Source organism: Ochrobactrum teleogrylli (assembly GCF_006376685.1).
In the GTDB taxonomy this organism is placed as follows: domain Bacteria; phylum Pseudomonadota; class Alphaproteobacteria; order Rhizobiales; family Rhizobiaceae; genus Brucella; species Brucella teleogrylli.
Map to the genome: position 1 here is coordinate 78,490 of NZ_VEWL01000011.1, position 16,707 is coordinate 95,196.

Below are 16,707 nucleotides of genomic sequence, written 5' to 3' on the forward strand. Positions count from 1 at the left end.
TGCCAGCCTTCCATTGCTTGATTGATGTCCGGCCTGCTTGGCCGGACACACCAGTATAGTGTCTACGTCTGCCTGCGCGAGACTCCATAACCATGCAATTGCTTGCTCTTTCTATCCTGAACCGTCTGGTTCTCGCGGCGGTGACCCTGTTTGGGGTCGCAGTTGTGGTTTTTGTCCTGTTGCGCGTCGTTCCCGGCGACCCTATCGCAATGATGATTTCGCCGGGCGCTACACCCGAACAGATCGCGCAGCTTCGCGCGAACTATGGACTCGATGGCAGTATCTTCAGCCAGTTCAGTATCTGGCTGACGTCACTGCTTTCAGGAGATTTCGGCACCTCCATTTCGCTGCGCCGCAATGTTCTGGAACTGTTGTCCGAACGCCTGCCAGCAACCCTTGAGCTCGCCTTCATCGCACTGATCTTCGCTATTCTGCTCGGCGCTGCCGTGGCGATTGCTGGCGCGCTCGTGCGCCGCACCCCTGCCGAACCCGTCATCGATACCGTCAACGGCGTGGTGCTGGCTGTGCCCGACTTCGTCTGGGCACTGGCGCTTGTGTTGGTGTTGGGTGTGTTCTTCCCCATATTACCTCTGTCCGGGCGGATCGATCCGAGCGTGCAGAGCAATTTTGCAACCCCCTTCTATCTGTTCGAAAGCCTGCTACGCCTGCGCTTCGCGCAGTTCGCCGACATCGCCGCCCATATGACCATGCCAGTACTGGCGCTCGGTTTGCCGCTCGCGGCGATTATCGCCCGCGTGCTGAAGGAGGCGCTGCTCGAAGCCATGGTGCAGGACTATGTGCTGCTCGCCAAGCTCAAGGGCATGTCCTCGTTACGGCTGGTGTTGCAAGAGGCATTGCGCAATGCCGTTGGCCCCACCATCGCGCTGACCGGAGTGCAGTTCACCTTCCTGATCGGCGGCACAGTCATCGTTGAGCGTATCTTCGCCTATCCCGGCATCGGCAATATGGCAATCGACGCTGTCATCAACCGCGACCTGCCACTCATTCAGGGCCTTGTCCTCGTCTTCGGCGCCCTGTTCATCGTTATCAATATTGTGGTTGACGTCCTCGTCGCCGCATTCAATCCGAGGCTGCGCCATGGTTAAGTCACTGCGCGCGGCGCTTTCTGAACCCAAGGTAATTCTCGGCGGCGGCTTTATCCTCTGCCTTATATTGGTCGCGATCTTTGCGCCGTGGCTCGCGCCCAAGGATCCGCTCGAACAGGACCTGATGCTCGCCACGCTGCCACCAGCGGGCTATGCTGGCACCGAACCCGGTTACTGGTTCGGCACCGACGATCTTGGTCGCGACGTGCTTTCGCGCCTGATCCACGGCACGCGCGTCGCCTTGCTGGTCGCCTTCATCGCCGCAGGTCTTGCGGCGCTGGTTGGCACCGCACTCGGGCTGCTCGCAGGCTGGTATCGCGGCTGGGTGGACGCCGTCATCTCGCGTCTCGTCGATATTTGGATGGCGTTCCCGCCGGTACTGCTATCGATCCTGCTGGTGGCAGTCTTCGGCGCGGGCGTGCATTCGGTCATCGCAGCCATCGTCATCATCGACTGGACGCGTTTCTGTCGTGTCGTCCGTTCGGAAACGATGGCGCAGGCGCGGATGGACTATGTAACGGCAGCGCAAGTTCTAGGCTTCTCCCGCTTCAAGATCCTGATCGGCCAGATCCTGCCGAATGTCGCCCCGGTCCTGATCGCGCTCATCAGCCTGGAAATGGGTATCGCCGTCATCGTCGAGGCTATTCTCTCATTCGTCGGTCTTTCCGTCTCGTCCGACACGCCAACCTGGGGCGGCATGATCGCGCAGGGCCGACAGATCATCTATCAGGGATGGTGGGTATTGGTGGCGCCTCTCGTGATGCTTTTCCTGACCGTTCTTGCCTTCAACCAGCTCGGCGACGGCCTGCGCCGCGCCCTTGACCCGATGATGCGCCGATGACCGAACCCCTTCTCTCCATCAACAGCCTGTCGGCGGTCTCGGATCGGGATGGCGGCTCGCCCATTCTTCGTGATGTCGCATTGACACTCGGGCGCGGCGAGGTCCGCGGCCTCGTCGGTGAGAGCGGCGCCGGCAAATCGACCATCGCCAAGGCGCTGCTTGGTATCCTGCCGCGCACGGTCCGCATTACCCGCGGCACCATCAATTTCGAGGGCCGCGACCTCCTGACCATACCGGCTCCCCAATTACGCCAGATTATGGGCAGTGAAATCTCGCTCATCCCGCAGGACCCGCAGACGGCGCTTAATCCAGGCCGTCGTATCGAGGCCCAACTGACCGACGGCTTGCGCCTCAAGCGCGGCCTGTCGAGCAAGGCGGCCCGTGAGCGCGCGCTGACCCTGCTGGAGGAAGTGCATATCCGCGATCCGGAGCGGGTTTTGCGCGCTTATCCGCATGAGCTATCGGGCGGCATGCGCCAGCGCGTGCTGATTGCCTCGGCATTTGCGCTCGAACCCAAGCTGGTGATTGCCGACGAACCGACAACCGCGCTCGACGTGACTGTACAAAAGCAGATTTTGCGCCTTATTCGCGGCATGCAGCGCGCTCATGGCACGGGCGTCATATTCGTGACGCACGATCTGGGCGTCGTTGCCCAAATCTGTGACAGCGTAACGCTGCTCTACTCCGGCAAGGTGATCGAGCAGGGCAGCACCGCCGATGTCCTGCAGCGACCCAAGCACATCTACACCAAGGCGCTGATGGCGGCTGGCCCGCGTTACGACCGCCCCAATAGTGGCTTGGAGCCGGTGCCACAGTCGGTATTCGAGCAACTGCGCGCCGAGATCGGAAAAAGCTGATGACCAACATGCTTCTCACAGCTCGCGGCATAGAAGTCGCTTACGGTGCGGGTGGCCTTTTCAGCAAGTCTGCTGGCCACAAGGTACTGCATGGCATCGACATCGACATCGCGCGCGGCGAAACGATCGGCATCGTCGGCGAGTCCGGCTCGGGTAAGACAACGCTTGGTCGGGCGCTGCTGCGCCTCGTCGACATCTCCGCCGGCGAAATCCGGTTCGACGGTCAGGATATCACCAGTCTGCCCGATAACAGGATGCGACCGCTGCGCCGACGTATGCAGATGATCTTCCAGGACCCGATGGCATCGCTCAATCCGCGCCATTCCATTCGCCGCATTCTGGTGGAGCCAATGCTGTTGCACGGATTGGCGGCCAACGCCGCTGAGGCCGAGGCGAAGGTTCTCAAAATTCTCGACCGCTTCACCCTGCCCGAGGTCGTGCTTGACCGCAATGCCCACGAACTCTCGGGCGGTCAGCGCCAGCGAGTGGGCATCGCCCGCGCCGCCCTTCTCGAACCGGATTTCGTTCTGGCTGACGAAATCGTCTCCGGCCTTGACGTTTCGACGCAGGCGCAGGTACTCAACCTGATGAAAGACCTGTCGCGTGATATGGGCCTTTCCATGGCCTTCATCAGTCACGATCTCAGCGTCATTCGGGCCATCTGCGACCGCGTCTATGTGCTTCGTTTCGGCAAGGTCGTCGAAGCAGGGGCGTGCGAACAAGTCTTCGCTGATCCGAAGTCAGCCTATACCCGCGCGCTGCTCGACGCGATCCCACTGCCGGAAATCGACCCGGAGTGGCTCGAGCGCGAAGCACTGCCCGAACCCCACTGACGATCAGCGCCCGAGCAGCGTTTCGAGATTAATCGACTCGGCCATTGTCAGATTGCCCTTATCGCCGGGGTGAAGATGATCGCCGGAATCGAAAGCTGGCGCGATGCGGGCGTTATTGTCTGGATCGCGAAGAAGCGCATCAAAATCGACCACCGCGTCGAACGCACCGCTCTTGCGAATCCACTGATTGATCTCGTTGCGAAGCGCGTCCTTGTCGGCGTTGTAGTAGCCCTCGAGTGGGGTCCCAGAAAGCGCACCCTCGAATGGTGTCAGTGTTGCGCCAATGACACGGATGTTGTGCGCGTGTGCCAACGCGATCAGCTGCCCGTAGCTCTCGATCATAGCCTCAACGCTCGGTCGCTTGGAGTTCGAAGCAAAGGCAGTGCCTGGCCACGAAATATCGTTGATGCCGATGAATACGATGAGCGCCTTCACGTTGGGCTTGGACAGTACATCGCTCTCCAAACGGGCAACTGCGTTAACACCCATTTTGTCCTCGAGCAGGCGGGCGCCGGAAATACCCGCGTTAAGGACGGCGATGCGTCGGGGCGCAAGCCGCTTTGCAAGAAAATCGGGCCAGCGCGAGTCTGCATCCACTGTCGCTCCGTTACCATCGGTAATGGAATCGCCGATGATGGCGACTGCACCTTCGTTAGGGGTATCGACCAGAACGTCTGTTAAAAGAATGCGTGCATCGGTCGTGTCAAATGCCGGGAAGTCGCCCGCCGCAGTAAGGTTACCATTGCCGAACCATGCTGTCTGACGGCCATCCCAATGAAAGGTGTCCAGAGCCGTTTCATCCGGCAGAAAAATGGAAACCGCGAGCCGCGATTGCGCATCGGTTTGCAAATCCACCGGATCACTAACCACCGGTGCGCCGGGCAGCATGACGACGCTCGATTTACCGCCAAAAGTGAGCTTTCGGATAGTCGACGGGGCTACTGCCGCCTGCTGACCAGCGGGGGCAACGCTGGCTGCGCCAATTTTCAAAGGCTGTTTTCCATAGATGTTTGAGAAAACGAACCTCAGTCTCATGCCTCCAAGACTAATTCGAACAATCTGGCGGAAAGTACGATCTTTCACCCTTGCAGGGATTTTTGTCGGGAAGGCGAAATCCCCTCCCCAGACCGGTTGTGGACTGGCCGTCCACGTGCCGACCCACTGCCCATCATCGGCGATCGCGGGCACTGGGCCGAGAAGGATGGCCCCCATAGCCAGGGCGCTTGCAATCCAGCCAGTAAATAGGAATTTCCGACCAGCTCGACGGCCAGTGCTCGCGCTGTTTAGTCGAAGCGACATTATCTTCTTATCCTCTCGTTACGAGCGCATCGCTTGGGCGATGCATTTTGCTCGCGATGTTTCGTTCGCGAGAGAATAGATCGTGTTACGATAGTGATATAGATTGCTCATTGTAATATCATTTGTGAATTCAAAGACCAATTCCAGCACCACCGTCGTCGCGCTTCCCTCATCAGCTAGTCGACGTATCTAAGGAAAGAAAATGGCGCGCGCTGAAATCAATCGCTCGGGTGAAATGGAAGTGTTTGTCTGCGTGGTCGAGCGGGGCGGATTTTCGGCGGCGGCACGCGCCTGTCGCATGACGCCGTCCGCAGTCAGCAAGTTGATAACACGGTTAGAGACCCGCCTTGGCGCACGATTGGTGAACCGCTCTACACGAGCGTTCCAACTCACCACGGAGGGATGCGTGTTCTACGAACGCGCCATGCGAATTCTCGCAGATATCGCCGACGCCGAGAGGAGCGCAGGCACAGGCGAAGAGCCCGTCGGTCGCATCCGCCTCAACACCAGCGCATCCTATGCCACCCATATCCTCGCTCCTATTCTTCCGGAGTTTCTGGCGCAATTTCCCGGTGTCTCGCTTGATCTGATACAAACTGACACCGTCGTGGATTTGCTTGCCGAAAGAACCGATGTAGCGGTGCGTGCGGGACCGCTGAAGAGTTCGAGCCTTGTTGCGCGAAAACTGGGCGACTCCGCCATGCTGATTGTTGCCGCCCCAGCCTATCTCGACCAATTGGGCGAACCGAAAACAATCGAAGACCTTGAAGGCCACAACAGGCTCGGCTTTGGCTATGTCCGCTCTGGGGATGGCTGGCCTCTCATGCGGAATGGGGAGACCGTCGTCGTACCTACCGTTGGACGTATTCAAGCCAGCGACGGCGAAGCTCTGCGGCGACTGGCGCTGAGCGGCGTGGGCCTTGTCCGCGCGCCGAACTTCACCGTACGGGAGGACATTGCAAGTGGACGTCTCGTACCGGTTTTGGAGGAATTTAATCCCGGGGATCGGGAATCCTTCCACGCCATACATATCGGTCAGGGCGGCCCACTGCCCTCCCGCGTGAGGGCACTTCTCGACTTTCTGGCCCTCCGAGGAAGAGTTTCGTAGCATCAACGCGCCTGAACACCTTATTTAGTGATGCTGGGACCAATATGCCACAGCTTCTCAGCCGTCATCGTTCGAGCGAGAAAACCGCGGATGATCGGCAGCGCTTCGTCACAATAGGTTTCCAACAACCAGTGGCCTGCTTGTTCCAGAAAATTAACCTCAGTCTCCGGCAGATCGCTTCGATAGGCGCGCGCAGAGTCTGCAGGCATATAGCCATCCTGCGGCCCCCACAAGATCAGGGTCGACGGCTGATCTGCACCAAAACACCGCCCCCTCACATGCAGCCACAGAGAACTTTCCTCGATTCACGCTTCGCGTTGATGCATTTCATCTTCCATACTAGTCTACCATCTGCTAGTTAAAGGATAATCTATGGAGGCAAAACGTGCGACAGACTTGGAGATGGTTCGGTCCAAAGGATCTGACGTCAATTGACGATATGCGGCAGGCCGGCGTGGAAGGTGTCGTTTCGGCCCTGCACCACATGCCGACCGGCGAGGTATGGACTGCGGACGAAATTGCGCTGCGGCAGGCTCAGATTGGACGCATGAATGACGGCGCACCCTCCCGCCTGGCATGGGAAGTGGTGGAAAGCCTGCCCGTATCTGAAGATATCAAACGGCAGTCTGGTGACTGGAAGACCCATATCGCCAACTGGAAAACCAGCATGACCAATCTCAGCCGCGCTGGCATAGAGGTCATCTGCTATAATTTCATGCCGGTGCTGGACTGGACGCGCACGGATCTCGCCTTCCGTCTGGACAGCGGCGCGACATGCATGCGCTTCGATCTCGTCGATTTTGCCGCTTTCGACATTTACATATTGCAACGCAAAGGCGCAGCGGAAAGCTTCCCTGCCGATGTGGCGCTTGCCGCAAAAGAGCGCTTTACAACGATGAGCGATGCGCGGCGCGAGGAACTCGCCGCCAATACCGTTTACGGTCTGCCGGGTGCAGCCGAAAACTTTACCCTTGCCGATGTGCGCGACCAACTGGCAAAATATGACAATATCAGCGCGGACAGGCTGCGTCGTCATCTTATTGATTTTCTATCGGAAGTGTCTCCGCTAGCCGAGAAACTCGGTATGCGTCTGTGCTGCCACCCGGACGACCCCCCTTTCCCACTGTTGGGCCTGCCCCGCATCATGTCCACCGAGGACGACTACCGTCAGATCATCGAGGCAGTCGATGTTCCAGCCAACGGCATCACGCTTTGCACCGGCTCGCTTGGCACGCGGCGCGACAACGACCTGCCCGGAATGATGCAGCGTCTGGGCGACCGCGTCCATTTCCTGCATCTGCGCAATGTCACTATTGAAGATGCGGGCCGGTATGGCTCTTTCCACGAGGCAGGCCATCTGGAAGGCGGCACGGATATGGTTGCGATGGTCGCTGCCATTCTGGCCGAAGAACGCCGCCGCAAGGCAGCAGGTCGCAAAGACTGGCAAATTCCGTTCCGCCCCGACCATGGGCAGGATATTCTGGACGATCTTGGACGACGCGGGCAGCCGGGCTATCCGTCCATCGGTCGCCTGAAAGGTCTGGCGGAACTGCGGGGAATCATGACCGCGCTGGAGCATCCCCTGACGACAGGAAACGCGTGATGAGACTGTCGGCCAAAAGCAGCCCAACGGATGGAGCCACATGGCCCGCTTATGATCCACAGGCTCTTGATGCAGGTATCCTGCATCTGGGTCTGGGCGCTTTTGCCCGTGCTCATCTGGCCGCCTATACCGACGCAGCCCTGACACAAACACCGTCTGACTGGCGGATCGTCGGCGTCTCGCTGCGTGGAACCGACGTGGCCGAGGCGCTTAATCCGCAGGATGGCTATTACACACTGATCGTGCGTGACGAGGAAAGCCGCGCCCACGTCATCGGCTCAGTAAGACAGGTGCTTGCCGGGCCGACGGCTTGCGCTGAAGCGCTGTCTTTTATGACAGAACCCAACTGCCGGATTGTCAGCATCACCGTGACGGAAAAAGGCTATGGCCTTTTGCGCAGCGGTGGTTGCGATCCCGCACATCCCGCGGTCATGGCCGATTTGCAAAAGCCGGACCAGCCACGAGGCGTACTCGGCCTCATCGCATTGGGTCTCAAACGACGCTTCGAATTGGGCTTGCCCGCATTTACCGTCTTAAGCTGCGATAACCTGCCGGACAATGGCGCGTTGTTACGCGCTGCGGTCATCGATTTTGCGGCGCGCGCGCATGGCCCTGAACTGGCGAAACGCATCGCGCAAGAGGTCGCGTTTCCGGCAACCATGGTGGACCGGATCACACCGCAACCAACCGACCAGACCCGCGCCGACGCCGCGCGCGCTATCGGCTGCGAAGACGAAGCTGCAATCGAGACAGAACCGTTTTCGCAATGGGTGATCGAGGATCACTTTCCTGCCGGGCGTCCGGCATGGGAGGCGATGCGTGCCACCTTTACGAAAGACGTCCGCCCCTTTGAAAAAATGAAACTGCGCATGCTCAATGGCAGTCATTCAATGCTGGCCTATGCCGGGTTTCTCTCGAGCAAGACCTATGTACGCGATGTAATGGCGGACGCGGCGCTCAACAGGCTGGTGCGGCGCCATTTGCATGCGGCAGCACAGACCTTGACCGCGATGGATACCGATCTGGACGCTTATGCGCAGGCTCTGGCTAACCGGTTTGCCAATCCGGCCATCGCGCACGAAACACGCCAGATTGCCATGGACGGCACCGAAAAAATGCCGCAGCGCATCTTTGCGCCAGCCGTCGAATTGCTGGAACAAGGCGGTGACACTACAGCCTTCGCGTTCGCCACAGCGGCGTGGATGCGTTACGGTCTGGGTCGGCATGAGAATGGCCAGCCATATCCGCTGAATGATCCTCGTGGTGACGAAATCACCGCAGCACTGGCCAATGCAAAGTCCGCATCGGATATATTTGCGGCTTATGCCGCGTTGCCGGGTCTTATGCCGCCCAAGCTGAAAGAAGGGCTATTTGCCGAACAGGTGGTTTCACGTCTCAATCGAATGCTTGCCGATAGCATAGTCGCAGCCATACATCATGAAGCGGAGACCTGTTGATCGGGCCGTTCAAAGATCATTGACAATGAGATCGGAATAACGCTGGGCCAGATGTTCGGTGACTTTCAAAACTTCCGAAAGGTGAACATGCACGGCGGCTTCCGCCGCAATCGGATCGCGACGCTTAACCGCTGATAGCATGGCCTTGTGCTGCTCGATGAGCAATTCCACGGGGGTAACATTGGGCAGGCTCAGAAAGCGCAACCGATCAAACTGGGCTTTTTCGCGTTCCAACAGGCTCCATATGTCGCCCATCCGGATTCCATTGGCGACAGTGCGATGAAAGGCATCGTCGGCGATGGTGAAATTCTCAGGAGAGTCCTTTGAGCCTTCCTGCATCGCGATAATGGCGTCGAGTTCATCCGTTATAGATGCAACAAGCCCTTCTTCGGCGGCACGTTTGAAAACCGCAACTTCCACCGCATTGCGCACGAAACGCGCGCGCTGCACTGCGGCCAGTGAAATCGGCATGATGAAGGTGCCGCGCTGCGGCCAGACCTCGACAAGCCCCTGATCGACCAGCCGCAACAGGGCCTCACGCACCGGCGTGCGGCTCGTCCCGAAATGTCGGGCGAGTTCGTTTTCCGAAACCCGTTTGCCCGGCATGAGACGCAGGGTGATGATATCGTTACGAATGGCGTCGAGAATGCTCCCTACTGTGGGGGGAGCGCCCGCGCCAGGCACCGGCTTTTCGGAATTATGGGTCGATCCGGGAAGCACTGCCATGCGTCAGCCATCCCAGCCGAGATGGCTCAGGAAATCCTTCGTGCGCGCAGTTTTCGGATTTTCGAAAATCTGCTCCGGCGGTCCCTGTTCGATGATCTGCCCATCGGCAAAGACCACGACCTGATCGGCAACGCGCCGGGCGAAGGTCATTTCATGGGTCACGACAATCATGGTCATTCCGTCATCCGCCAGCCGTTTCATGACATTGAGCACCTCGCCGATGGTTTCGGGATCGAGCGCCGATGTCGGTTCGTCAAAGAGCATGACTTCCGGTTCCATTGCAAGGGCTCTGGCGATGGCGACCCGCTGCTGCTGCCCACCGGACAGGTTGGACGGGAAATTTTCCGCCTTGTCCGAAAGCCCCACCTTGGCAAGCAAAGCCAGAGCGCGTTCCTTTGCCTGCCTTACCGAAAGGCCCAGAACGGTGGTCGGCCCCATCATGATGTTGCCAAGCGCATTCTTATGCGGAAACAGCTCGAAATTCTGAAACACCATGCCCATGCGCTGGCGCATGGCGCGAACCTGTTTGGGATCCTGCGTTAGCACGGTGCCATCGATCCTGATCTCGCCGCTATTGATTGCTTCCAGACCATTGGTGCAGCGAAGCAGTGTGGATTTACCGGAGCCGGACGGGCCGATGAGACACACGACCTGTCCGCGATGCACTTTCAGGCTGACATTCTTGAGAGCTTCAAATGTGCCATAGGATTTGCAGACATTGCGATATTCAATGACGACATCGCCGGTCTTTACGGGTGCTGTGTTGGAAGATGTCATTCGGTAACCCCGTATTTGCGGTGAATCCAGTCAACAATTTTGGCCTGCGGATAGCCCAGCAGCCAGTAAATCGCGGCCATTGCGGTCAGAAGTTCGATTACGCGGAAAGTCTGCGAGCGGATTTGCAGCGCCGTATGCGCCAGATCACCAACCGCAATCACCGACACAAGCGAGGTGTCCTTGAACAGCGTGACCCATGTGGTTGCCAGCACCGGTAAAACACGGCGCGAAGCCTGCGGCAGCACGATCTTGCGGAAAGCCGTCCATTCGCTCATTCCGAGCGCCAGCCCTGCCTCGGTCTGCCCCTTGCGGATTGAACGGATGCCAGAGCGGAACGTTTCCGAATTATAGGCGGCATTGTTGGCCACCAGCGCGAGAAGCCCAGTCAGAAATGGCGAAAGTGCAAGACCGCTCATCATGGGCAGCACATAGAACGCCCAATAGACGACCAGTATGATCGGCAGATTGCGCAGCAGTTCCACATAACAGGTCGCAATCAGCGCGACGATTTTGAAGCGCGATTCCCGCATGACCGCGATCAGGATACCCAGCGGCGTGGCAAACAGCATTGTCAGCACGGTCAGCGCGATGGTGATCAAGGCGCCATGCCCCAATGCGGGCAGGCTTTTCCAGATGATAGACCAGTCGAAACTCATGAGCGCCCCAGGAAGGAAATGCGGCGATAGAGCATGTCGACGCCTCGGGTGAGCGGGAAGATGATGATGAAGTAGAGGATCATGACGGTGGTGTAGGCCTCGACAGGCGCATATTTCTGCCCGGCAATAGCTTCGGCGCGGCGCATGAGTTCCGGCACGGCGATCACGGTGGCAATAGCCGTGTCCTTGACCGCGAGCGACAGCAGCGAGCCGAAGGATGGCAGCATGCGCACGAAAGCCTGCGGCAGCACGATCTTGCGCAGGACCTGTGCCTGCGACATGCCGAGCGCCAGACCGGCGCGAACCTGACCGGGGCGCACGGACTGAATGCCAGCGCGCATCACCTCGGCAACGTAAGCGGCGAGATGCAGCGACAGCGAGAACAGCGCCGACCAGAATGGCGGCAGATTGATCCCCGTTGCGATTGGCAGCGCGAAATAAACCCAGACAAGAACCACCAGAACCGGAATGGCGCGCATGGTATCGATATAGAAGATCGTGATGCCGCTCAGCCAGTTGGGACCATAAAGGCGGGCGACGGTGAGCAGCAGCCCCAGAAAAAAGCTCAACGCGCTCACACTGGCGGCCAGCAGAAGCGTCACCACCAAGCCGCTGAGCAGGAACTGCCAGCTATCAAAAATAGCGCTGAAATTGAATTCCATGTGTCAATATCCAGAGATCCGGGACCCTGAAAGTTCTGCCTGAACAGAACATGATCTGCGCGCGCCGGATTCAGCGCGCGCAAAGTCCATATGGCTTACATTTTGGAGACTTCGGCTTCTTCTTCCTTGAGAAGTTCTGGAAGCATTGGCTCAGCCACGGCTTTCAGCCATGCGAGATATTCAGGCTGGTTCTTATCGATAGCCAGACCAATCTCGTTGACGGCCTCAGTGCTGTCCTGACAGTTATTTTCACGCGGCAACGCTTCTAGGCCCTTCACATTGCGGCTGAGGGCCACGAAGGGAATGCGATTGATCGGCGCCACGTCTGCGCGCCCCGCCATGATTTCTTCCATCGGAGCCGCCGTTCCAGCGCTCGTCACACCGCGCAGCGTGGCCTTGGGGAAACGTTCCTTGACCCAGTTTTCCTCGCCGCCACCCGTGAAATAGGCAATGGTCACTTCCGGCTTGTCGAAATCGTCAACCGACTTGGCACCCGAAACCTTGGGGTTGGACGCCTTTCCGAACACGCACAAAGCCGTGCGCGAATAGGTGACGAAATCAACAACTTCCTGCCGCTGCTTGGTCATGGAGAGTGGCGAAATCGTCATATCCACCTGATTGGCGGCCAGAACGGGCACTTTGGTTTCGTGGGAAACGAGAACCGGAACCAGTTTGACGCCAAGCTTTTCGGCATAGGTCTGCGCAAGCGTCCAGGCCGGTCCGCGCCATGGCTGGCCGGAACCGGTGGTATCTTCCACAAGCCATGGCGGATTGGCCAGAACACCGGCACGCAATTCACCCGACTTCTTGATGGCGTCGATACGCGCACTCTTACCGGGTGCTGGAACTTCCTGCGCCTGCGCCATGCCAGGCAGAGACACCATATTCATAGCTGTGGCGGCCACAACTGCCCATAGCAACTTTTTCATTGAAATCACTCCTCCCAGACAACGGCCAGCACTCCCTCCGACCTGATATATTCTAGTATACAAGTTGCGATACACTTGCAAGGACTACGTGAAAATATGTCTGAGCCCTTGCCGAGGCTCGTCGCAGTTTTTTGATTAGATGTTGGAAAAGCTGGTTATTGGCAGTCCGGCGAGGAGGCTGCAGAACTCAATTGTCATGACCACGATAAGAAACTGAGCAGACGTTTGTGGCGTGCGATAGCCGTCGCATTTCGACACCAAACGCGTGGAACGCCTCTAACCGCGTTCCACGCGTCGGGCTAAATTATCAACTCCAGGCGTGAAGCGGCGGCTTTTCGTCGTTCAGGAAATAATTGCCAAGTATAGCATATTTCCACCGCACCGGATCATGCAGCGTATGCGTCCGGGCATTGCGCCAATGGCGGTCGAGCTGATGTTCGGCGAGCGTCGAGCGCGTACCCGCAAGTTCGAACAGTTTGTTGGTCGCAGCGATCGCGATTTCCGTCGACAATATTTTCGCCTCAGCCGTCACAATCTGCGCTTCTGCTACGGTCTCTGCGTTGGGGTTCTCAATGGCGCGATCGATGGCATAACCCGCCTTTTCGAGCAGCGCCTGAGCCGCATGAAGGCGAAGCGTGAGATCGCCGATAGCGTGGATCGTATAAGGATCGTCCGAAGCGCGTTCGAGACCGCTATCCACCCATGCACGGCTTTTGGTCCGCACGAAAGAGATCGTTTCGGCGATAGCCGCACTGGCGATACCCGTATCCACGGCGACCTGAATGATCTGGAAAATGGCCCCATCGGCAGTCGGCACTTCATAACCCTTATAACCCGGCACCAGATGGGTTTTCGGGACCTTCACATCATTGAGGATGACGGTGCCCGACAGGGTTGTGCGCTGGCCGAAGGATGACCAATCGTCGATAACGGTCAGACCCGGAGCATCCCGCTCGGCAATTGCATACCAGGCTCGGCCCTGTTCATCGAGCGCGACGATTGGCACCAGATGCGCCAACAAAGCACCAGACGAATAGAACTTCTGTCCATTGACCACGACATGATCCCCGGCATCGACGAATTTCGTCTCAAAATCGGCGGCACGCTTGGACCCAAATTCGGAAAATGCATTGCCGAAACGCGTGCCGCGCAAGGCTTCGCCAAAGAGCAGTTTTTGCTGCGCCTCGTCCGAGACCGTGCGGATGGCAGCCACTACACCGAGATGGTTCTGCGCAATCTGACCGATGGACGAATCCGCAGCCGAGACGATCTCGATCACCCGGGCGAGCGTAGCATAGGAAACCTCCGGTCCGCCGAATTTCTTCGGCACATTGATCGACCACAGGCCGCTTTGCGAAAAGGAATCCAGTTCCTTGACCGGCCAGATACGGTCGCGGTCGCGGATGGCTGCACCCGGAGCGATTTCTGCCGCCAGCTTCTTCGCAATCTCGATGGCCTCCGCATCGCTTTTAATGACATAGGCGGGTTTGCCCGGTCGTGGTACAGCGGGCACGCCCTGGCTCACGTCCTTCGTATTCACATTGGAAATGGTCATCGCATGTCTCCTCGTTTTCGTTGAATTTCAATGGGCGAGCGCCACAGAACCCGAGACCGGTTTCTGTCCGAGATAAAAAGCCTTCACGTCGTCACGCGCTTTGAGATCGCCGGCACTGCCGGAGAGTACGCTGACACCGTTTTCAAGAATGACGGCCTTGTCGGCGTGGGTAAGCGCCACCGCCGAATTCTGTTCTGCGACAAGAATGGAAAGCCCGTCTTCGCGATTAAGCTTGCGCAATGTGCGGAAAATATCCTGTACGACAAGCGGCGCCAGCCCCATCGACGGCTCGTCGAGCACCAGCAATCGGGGGCGTGACATCAAGGCGCGTCCGATGGCAGTCATCTGCTGTTCCCCGCCGGAAGTGAGACCGGAAAGCGCCCGGCGCTTATCACGCAGCCGTGGAAAATAGGTATAGACTCGCTCAAGGTCCGTCGCGATTTCAGACCGCGAACCGCTGCGTCCGAGCCCGCCCGTGACGAGGTTGTCCTCGACGCTCAAGCTTTTGAAGCAATGGCGTCCTTCGAGCACCGGCACCAGACCGAGCCGTACGAGGCCGGCCGGCGTTTCGCGGGTGACATCCCGCCCCTCGAAGAAAATGCGCCCCGCATTGATCTGCCCACGTTCTGCGGGTAGCAGGTTAGAGATGGCTTTCAATGTGGTCGTCTTGCCTGCGCCGTTGGCGCCGAGAATGGCGAGGATTTCCCCCCGATCTATAGAAAGATCGACCCCATGCAGCGCCGTGATGGAATGATTATAGGTCGCGTGGAGGCCCTCAACGGACAGAAGCCCGTTTTCTCCCGAGTTTGCTTTGAGTCTGTGGGTTTCCAATGTCATGCCAAACTCCTCTGGCGGGCCAACCCCGCATAGCCGTCACTGGGCGGGCGACATCGTTGCCGCCCGCTCCACCCATGGCCTCAGTTGGTCGCAACATCCGCATCGGCAGCAGTGCGAAGCTTGATGCCTTTTTCTTTCGCATAGGCTTCCGAAGACTTCTCGATGATCGGGCGTAGCAAGGCCCAGTCAGGCGCGATCCAATCAGAAACGACATTCCACTTCTTGCCGTCCCACTGCTGGAAGGTTACGTAGCCGTTACCCTCGTGGTTATCCCAAGTGACATTGATGGAGTGAAACAGGTCTTTAGCACCCAAAGCTTCGACGCGCGCTGGATCGAGTTGCAGATGTTCGAAACCCCAGCGTACTTCATCGCCCGTCAAGGTTCTCTTTCCGAATTTCTCCTGCGCAATGCGTATAGCTTCGACGTTCAGGATGCCATTGACAATGCCAAGATTGTGGTAGACGGAACCGATACGGTTCTTGTCTTCCAGATTACCCTTACCCGCATCATAGACGGTCTTGACGATTTCCTTGACCACTGGGTAGTCGGCGCCCGATGCCTGTGTGGTGATGGCGGTATAACCCTTGGCCGCATCGCCTGCAGGAATGACGTCTTCTTCCGAGTTGGACCACACATTGCCGATGATGCGATCGACCGGAAAACCTGTTTTCGCTGCTGTTTTCAGAGCCACGGGATTCATCACACCCCAGCCGCGCAGCACGACATAATCCGGCTTGGCGCGGCGGATCGTAAGCCATTGTGATTGCTGCTCGTTACCCGGATGAGGAACCTCGATTTGCTGCAACTCGAAACCATATTTCTCCGCAAGCAGTTCATAAATCGGGATGGTTTCCTTGCCATAAGGCGAGCCGTGGTAGAGTACCACAATCTTTTTACCTTTGAGTCTATCAAGACCACCTTCCTTGGAGGCGATGTAGTTCACGATACCGGACGTTTCAGAATAGGGATTGAGCAATAGTGGAAAGACATAAGGGAACACACGTCCATTGGTGGAATCCGTGCGCCCGTGATTAATGGTGATCAACGGTACATTGTCCTGCGTGATACGGTCGATCATCGCATAGGCGATACCCACGGAAAGCGGGTTCCACGCGGCAATGCCGGGATTGCTTTTCAGACGCTCATAGGCTTCCACACCACGTTCAACCTCATATTGCGTTTCGGCTTCCGACCACGTCAGCTTGACCCCATTGACTCCACCATCGCGGGTGTTGATCAAATTGAGGTAATCGATGAAACCACCAAAGAAGCCAGTACCACCCGCAGCGTAAGGGCCGACGCGATAGCTTTGAAGCGGGAAATACTGCTCGTCTGCCTGCGCCGGAAGCGCAAAAGAGGCAAGGCCGATACCAGCGGCGAGAGCCGCGATTTTGATTTTCGTGTATAGGGTCATTTCTGGACGCACTCCATCTATCGGGTGAGATAATCACCACCCGGTT

Annotated in this window: 17 protein-coding genes; 7 read left to right on the top strand and 10 right to left on the bottom strand. The window is 58.0% G+C overall.

Annotated features, from left to right (window positions below):
- The first annotated feature begins 98 nt into the window (after positions 1 to 98).
- Genes FIC94_RS16610 through FIC94_RS16625 form a run of 4 tightly spaced genes read left to right on the top strand, consistent with a single transcriptional unit; the run spans position 99 to position 3,637 of the window.
- On the top strand, positions 99 to 1,106 hold the full coding sequence (locus tag FIC94_RS16610; RefSeq protein ID WP_371830928.1) for an ABC transporter permease: 1,008 nt from the start codon (positions 99 to 101) through the stop codon (positions 1,104 to 1,106).
- The gene (locus FIC94_RS16615) at positions 1,099 to 1,947 is read left to right on the top strand and encodes an ABC transporter permease (RefSeq protein ID WP_140025598.1); all 849 of its coding nucleotides are present in this window, start codon (positions 1,099 to 1,101) and stop codon (positions 1,945 to 1,947) included. The genes FIC94_RS16610 and FIC94_RS16615 overlap by 8 nt, the downstream gene beginning before the upstream one ends.
- A complete protein-coding gene (locus FIC94_RS16620) occupies positions 1,944 to 2,804 on the top strand; it encodes an ABC transporter ATP-binding protein (RefSeq protein WP_140025599.1) in 861 nt (286 codons plus the stop codon). The genes FIC94_RS16615 and FIC94_RS16620 overlap by 4 nt, the downstream gene beginning before the upstream one ends.
- The gene (locus FIC94_RS16625; protein ID WP_140025600.1) at positions 2,804 to 3,637 is read left to right on the top strand and encodes an ATP-binding cassette domain-containing protein; all 834 of its coding nucleotides are present in this window, start codon (positions 2,804 to 2,806) and stop codon (positions 3,635 to 3,637) included. The genes FIC94_RS16620 and FIC94_RS16625 overlap by 1 nt, the downstream gene beginning before the upstream one ends.
- A gap of 3 nt (positions 3,638 to 3,640) precedes the next feature.
- Here the strand turns inward: FIC94_RS16625 and FIC94_RS16630 are convergent, their stop codons facing one another.
- Positions 3,641 to 4,936 (bottom strand): SGNH/GDSL hydrolase family protein, encoded by a 1,296-nt coding sequence (locus FIC94_RS16630; RefSeq protein WP_140025601.1) that lies wholly within the window; start codon positions 4,934 to 4,936, stop codon positions 3,641 to 3,643.
- A gap of 202 nt (positions 4,937 to 5,138) precedes the next feature.
- Here FIC94_RS16630 and FIC94_RS16635 point away from each other — a divergent pair, with 202 nt between their 5' ends.
- On the top strand, positions 5,139 to 6,044 hold the full coding sequence (locus FIC94_RS16635; RefSeq protein ID WP_140025602.1) for a LysR family transcriptional regulator: 906 nt from the start codon (positions 5,139 to 5,141) through the stop codon (positions 6,042 to 6,044).
- Between the two features lie 20 nt (positions 6,045 to 6,064).
- On the opposite strand, the gene FIC94_RS16640 is transcribed toward FIC94_RS16635, so the two are convergent.
- Entirely contained in the window at positions 6,065 to 6,253 is a 189-nt protein-coding gene (locus tag FIC94_RS16640; protein ID WP_140025603.1) for an alpha/beta fold hydrolase, read from the bottom strand.
- 176 nt (positions 6,254 to 6,429) lie between these two features.
- On the opposite strand from FIC94_RS16640, the gene uxuA reads away from it, so the two are divergent.
- Positions 6,430 to 7,647 (top strand): mannonate dehydratase, encoded by a 1,218-nt coding sequence (uxuA, locus tag FIC94_RS16645; protein ID WP_140025604.1) that lies wholly within the window; start codon positions 6,430 to 6,432, stop codon positions 7,645 to 7,647.
- Positions 7,647 to 9,104: a mannitol dehydrogenase family protein gene (locus FIC94_RS16650; protein WP_140025605.1), complete on the top strand. Its 1,458-nt coding sequence runs from the start codon at positions 7,647 to 7,649 to the stop codon at positions 9,102 to 9,104. Before uxuA ends, FIC94_RS16650 begins: the two co-directional genes overlap by 1 nt.
- Before the next feature lie 9 nt (positions 9,105 to 9,113).
- Here the strand turns inward: FIC94_RS16650 and FIC94_RS16655 are convergent, their stop codons facing one another.
- The 8 genes from FIC94_RS16655 to FIC94_RS16690 all read right to left on the bottom strand — a co-directional run bounded on the left by FIC94_RS16655 (position 9,114) and on the right by FIC94_RS16690 (position 16,661).
- A complete protein-coding gene (locus tag FIC94_RS16655) occupies positions 9,114 to 9,830 on the bottom strand; it encodes a GntR family transcriptional regulator (RefSeq protein ID WP_140025606.1) in 717 nt (238 codons plus the stop codon).
- Between the two features lie 3 nt (positions 9,831 to 9,833).
- Entirely contained in the window at positions 9,834 to 10,607 is a 774-nt protein-coding gene (locus FIC94_RS16660; RefSeq protein ID WP_140025607.1) for an amino acid ABC transporter ATP-binding protein, read from the bottom strand.
- On the bottom strand, positions 10,604 to 11,263 hold the full coding sequence (locus tag FIC94_RS16665) for an amino acid ABC transporter permease (protein ID WP_109366176.1): 660 nt from the start codon (positions 11,261 to 11,263) through the stop codon (positions 10,604 to 10,606). The genes FIC94_RS16660 and FIC94_RS16665 overlap by 4 nt, the downstream gene beginning before the upstream one ends.
- Positions 11,260 to 11,925: an amino acid ABC transporter permease gene (locus FIC94_RS16670; protein ID WP_140025608.1), complete on the bottom strand. Its 666-nt coding sequence runs from the start codon at positions 11,923 to 11,925 to the stop codon at positions 11,260 to 11,262. The genes FIC94_RS16665 and FIC94_RS16670 overlap by 4 nt, the downstream gene beginning before the upstream one ends.
- 95 nt (positions 11,926 to 12,020) lie before the next feature.
- Positions 12,021 to 12,854 carry a substrate-binding periplasmic protein gene (locus FIC94_RS16675; RefSeq protein WP_140025609.1) on the bottom strand — a complete coding sequence of 278 codons (834 nt, stop codon included), beginning with the start codon at positions 12,852 to 12,854 and terminating at the stop codon, positions 12,021 to 12,023.
- 307 nt (positions 12,855 to 13,161) lie between these two features.
- Entirely contained in the window at positions 13,162 to 14,409 is a 1,248-nt protein-coding gene (locus FIC94_RS16680) for an SfnB family sulfur acquisition oxidoreductase (protein WP_140025610.1), read from the bottom strand.
- 27 nt (positions 14,410 to 14,436) lie between these two features.
- Positions 14,437 to 15,246, bottom strand: a complete 810-nt coding sequence (locus FIC94_RS16685; RefSeq protein WP_140025611.1) for an ABC transporter ATP-binding protein — start codon at positions 15,244 to 15,246, stop codon at positions 14,437 to 14,439.
- An 80-nt stretch (positions 15,247 to 15,326) separates the two neighbouring features.
- Positions 15,327 to 16,661 carry an ABC transporter substrate-binding protein gene (locus tag FIC94_RS16690; RefSeq protein ID WP_140025612.1) on the bottom strand — a complete coding sequence of 445 codons (1,335 nt, stop codon included), beginning with the start codon at positions 16,659 to 16,661 and terminating at the stop codon, positions 15,327 to 15,329.
- Between the last annotated feature and the right edge of the window lie 46 nt (positions 16,662 to 16,707).

Bases quoted from the DNA above. Each gene is read 5' to 3' on its own strand.
- FIC94_RS16655 (WP_140025606.1), bottom strand. From the start codon at position 9,830: ATGGCAGTGCTTCCCGGATCGACCCATAATTCCGAAAAGCCGGTGCCT.
- FIC94_RS16675 (WP_140025609.1), bottom strand. From the start codon at position 12,854: ATGAAAAAGTTGCTATGGGCAGTTGTGGCCGCCACAGCTATGAATATG.
- FIC94_RS16690 (WP_140025612.1), bottom strand. From the start codon at position 16,661: ATGACCCTATACACGAAAATCAAAATCGCGGCTCTCGCCGCTGGTATC.
- FIC94_RS16650 (WP_140025605.1), top strand. From the start codon at position 7,647: ATGAGACTGTCGGCCAAAAGCAGCCCAACGGATGGAGCCACATGGCCC.
- FIC94_RS16615 (WP_140025598.1), top strand. From the start codon at position 1,099: ATGGTTAAGTCACTGCGCGCGGCGCTTTCTGAACCCAAGGTAATTCTC.
- FIC94_RS16630 (WP_140025601.1), bottom strand. From the start codon at position 4,936: ATGTCGCTTCGACTAAACAGCGCGAGCACTGGCCGTCGAGCTGGTCGG.
- FIC94_RS16625 (WP_140025600.1), top strand. From the start codon at position 2,804: ATGACCAACATGCTTCTCACAGCTCGCGGCATAGAAGTCGCTTACGGT.
- FIC94_RS16685 (WP_140025611.1), bottom strand. From the start codon at position 15,246: ATGACATTGGAAACCCACAGACTCAAAGCAAACTCGGGAGAAAACGGG.
- FIC94_RS16620 (WP_140025599.1), top strand. From the start codon at position 1,944: ATGACCGAACCCCTTCTCTCCATCAACAGCCTGTCGGCGGTCTCGGAT.
- FIC94_RS16635 (WP_140025602.1), top strand. From the start codon at position 5,139: ATGGCGCGCGCTGAAATCAATCGCTCGGGTGAAATGGAAGTGTTTGTC.
- FIC94_RS16680 (WP_140025610.1), bottom strand. From the start codon at position 14,409: ATGACCATTTCCAATGTGAATACGAAGGACGTGAGCCAGGGCGTGCCC.
- FIC94_RS16660 (WP_140025607.1), bottom strand. From the start codon at position 10,607: ATGACATCTTCCAACACAGCACCCGTAAAGACCGGCGATGTCGTCATT.
- FIC94_RS16670 (WP_140025608.1), bottom strand. From the start codon at position 11,925: ATGGAATTCAATTTCAGCGCTATTTTTGATAGCTGGCAGTTCCTGCTC.
- FIC94_RS16665 (WP_109366176.1), bottom strand. From the start codon at position 11,263: ATGAGTTTCGACTGGTCTATCATCTGGAAAAGCCTGCCCGCATTGGGG.
- FIC94_RS16640 (WP_140025603.1), bottom strand. From the start codon at position 6,253: ATGCCTGCAGACTCTGCGCGCGCCTATCGAAGCGATCTGCCGGAGACT.